This is a genomic window from Saccharopolyspora sp., from assembly GCF_017434145.1.
Classification (GTDB): Bacteria; Actinomycetota; Actinomycetes; order Mycobacteriales; family Pseudonocardiaceae; genus Saccharopolyspora_C; species Saccharopolyspora_C galaxeae.
In genome coordinates, this window is record NZ_JAFRFW010000761.1 from 1 (window position 1) to 3,071 (window position 3,071).

General features: G+C 67.9%; 3 protein-coding genes. All 3 read left to right on the top strand.

The features are described 5' to 3' along the window. The coding region (locus IJH84_RS20680; RefSeq protein WP_295147856.1) for a hypothetical protein at positions 1-227 on the top strand (227 nt) is incomplete at its 5' end. 413 nt (positions 228-640) lie between these two features. Further along, entirely contained in the window at positions 641-1,927 is a 1,287-nt protein-coding gene (locus tag IJH84_RS20685) for an amidohydrolase (RefSeq protein WP_295147859.1), read from the top strand. Between the two features lie 207 nt (positions 1,928-2,134). Further along, positions 2,135-2,932 (top strand): hypothetical protein, encoded by a 798-nt coding sequence (locus tag IJH84_RS20690; protein ID WP_295147862.1) that lies wholly within the window; start codon positions 2,135-2,137, stop codon positions 2,930-2,932. The last annotated feature ends 139 nt before the right edge of the window (positions 2,933-3,071 follow it).

Genomic DNA, 3,071 nt, shown 5'->3' on the forward strand with positions numbered 1-3,071 from the left:
CCGCCGGGCTCGTCCCCGCGCATGAGGTCGCGGCTGCCGCACCGCAACCGGTGGCGGCACTGCCCGCGCAGGCCCCTCCCGGGCCGGACCTCACCGGGGACAACCCGCAGCCGATGGACCAGCAGCAGCTGCTGAGCGGCATCGGCGGTGTCGTGCTGATCGCGCTCGTGCTGCTCTCGCGCAGGTGGCGCAAGAAGCCGATGTTCGGCTTCAAGTGGAAAAGCTAGCGCCGCGGGCGGTTCGCCGAAAACGGCAGCGTGGTCGGTTTTCGGCATTCTTTCCGAAGATTTCTCGCTATGGACTAGACCTGGCGGGCTAACCTGTGGGATTTTCACAACCGCGCGGGTAGTGCGCGGCGTGCTCGATGCGTCTCGTGCTCCCGGCAGGGACGGTTCGCGAACTGGGACGACGTCCCTCCGTTGCGTGGGCCGGCACCGGGAAGCCCCCCGACCGGTGCCGGCCCACACCCTCCTTTTCCGCGAGTTCGCTCCGCGCCCGATATCTTTCGCGGAAGTTGAAAGCTGAACTTCTACTCCGCGGCTGAACACCCGCTGCCGCCCGGCGCAATCCGCTGACCGGCCGACGTTTCCGGGCTCCCGCGCAGCGACCGGCATGCGCCGCTCGTGCAGGATGGGCGCAAATGAGCACCGCCCGCATTCCCAGCCGAACGGAGCCCGCGACGGGGCCGCGCGACCGCTGCCGCGAAGCCGTCCTGCGACATCGCACCGAGTTGATCGAGCTGGCCCGCGACCTGCATGCGCACCCGGAGTCGGCGTTCGCCGAACACCGCAGCGCGGCCGAACTCACCCGGCTGCTCAGCGAACACGACTTCACCGTGCGGGCGCCGGTCGCGGGGCTGGACACCGCGTTCACCGCCGAACGCGGCAGCGGCGAGTTCGTCGTCGGGATCTGCGCGGAGTACGACGCGCTTCCCGAGATCGGCCATGCCTGCGGCCACAACCTGATCGCCGCAGCGGCCGTCGGCGCGGCACTCGCGTTGGCCGAGGTCGCCGACGAACTCGGGATCACCGTGCGCGTCATCGGCACTCCCGCCGAAGAGACCGGCGGCGGCAAGGTTCTGATGCTCGAGCGCGGTGAATTCGACGGCCTGTGGATGGCGATGATGGTGCACCCGGGCCCTGACGACATCTGCGCACCGCGTTCGCTGGCCATCAACGACCTCGAAGTGCGCTACACCGGCCGGGAAGCGCACGCCGCCGCCGCACCGGAACTCGGCGTCAACGCGGGCGACGCGCTGACCGTCGCGCAGGTGGCCATCGGACTGCTGCGGCAACACCTCGAACCCGCGCAGCAGGTGCACGGTATCGTTACCGCGGGCGGCGCCGCGCCGAACATCGTTCCCGCGCACACCGCGGCGACGTACAACCTGCGTGCCGCCGGTTCCGCCTCCTTGGAGCGCTTGGAGAACCGCATCCGGGCGTGTTTCGAGGCGGGCGCCACGGCGACCGGCTGCACCCACGAGGTCACGCAGGTCTCTCCGGTGTACGCCGAACTGGCCACCGACGAACGGCTGTCGGAGGCCTACCGCGCGGCCGTCACCGAACTCGGCCGTCGTCCCATCGGACGCGCCGAGGCGCAGCGCCGGATCATCGGCAGCACCGACATGGGCAACGTGACCCGGCGGCTGCCCGCGATCCATCCGATGATCGCGGTGGATTGCGGCGACGCGGTGAATCACCAGGCCGAGTTCGCCGCAGCGTGCGCCTCGGCATCGGGCGACCGGGCGGTGCTCGACGGCGCGATCGCGATGGCCTGGACGGCGGTGATCGCGGCGACCGAGCCGGATCACCGGTCGGCACTGGCGGCGCTCGCCCGGGATCGCCCAGCCGGGAAGCACAGCGAGGCAGGCGCGGGGCACACCCTCCGCGCGGCCGCGGAGCGAAACACGTCGGGAGGCGTGCCGTGACGGTAGTGGATACGGGGCCGGACCCGCGCAAGTCATCAAGCGGCCATGCAAGCTTGCCCCATCACCTCGCCCACCAGTGGCTGCACGGCGACGGCAGAAAAAGGTGAGACCGCCCTGCCGTGCTCGGCATACGACGGGTCGGCAGAGCCGGATACAACGAGACAAGCTCGCTTCCCGGAGTCGCCGATGTCAGGGAGGTTTGTACCTATGCAGGATCGAAGTAGCGCGACACGATTAGCACACCTCGACGAGATCGAGCTCGTCACACAGGCGCGCACGCGTCCGTACGGGATCTATGCCGAGCCTGGTTCGCAGCGGTTGACCGTCGAGTGCCGCGAGATGCTCGGTCGCGTCTATGTCCATGCATGGAAGACGCTCAAGCGCAAGCTGCATACCGATGGACTGGCCCACAAGCTCCGTGAAATGAAGTTGCCGCGGATGCGCTACAGCGCAGACCAGTGGGATCTGATCCACCGTAGCGAGGACGTGCGCGACGACCTGGCCCTGGCCATGATCGAGACAGCTTCGTTGCGCTTCCTTCGCAACGTCGTGGAAAAGCACCGCTGGAAAGCGCGCATGGAGGACAACGACACCAACGTTGATGGGAGCCTCGGCAGCGGCTTGCTGACTTACTTCGTCAACGCCTGCGTGTATACCTACCCCGAAGTCTTCAAGGCATGGGCACGGCAACGGCGCGCCATCGAATCCGAGGCATGCGAAACCTGGGCGCACCTGCCAGCGGACCCGACATTGGCTGTGAGCTCGTGGGACGCAGTGCGGTGGATGGTCGCTCAGGCCAAGCCGAATACCCGGCCGATCCTGGTCATGCTCGCCCTCGGTCACACCACTGCGGATATCGCCGAGCACTTGGGCATTACTCGTAGGGCGGTAATCAACCGCACTTACCGGTTCCGCTGCGTCTACGTCAAACGCCACGTCGATAGGGGGCGACTCACTCCACCACCCGGCCACACGTCCTTGACCGCCACGGGGGCGAGCCGATGAACCTTGCGCCTCCTGTTCGCGTCACCGGCACCCTTGGTCTGGCCTGCTTTGCCCTGGTTCAGCTTCCCGCCTGGGGCGTCGTGATTTGTGCGCTGGCATTTCTCGCCTTGGCGGGCTTGCAGACCGTCATGCCGCAGGA

Coding starts and splice junctions, on each gene's coding strand:
- IJH84_RS20685 (WP_295147859.1), top strand. CDS start 641: ATGAGCACCGCCCGCATTCCCAGCCGAACGGAGCCCGCGACGGGGCCG.
- IJH84_RS20690 (WP_295147862.1), top strand. CDS start 2,135: ATGCAGGATCGAAGTAGCGCGACACGATTAGCACACCTCGACGAGATC.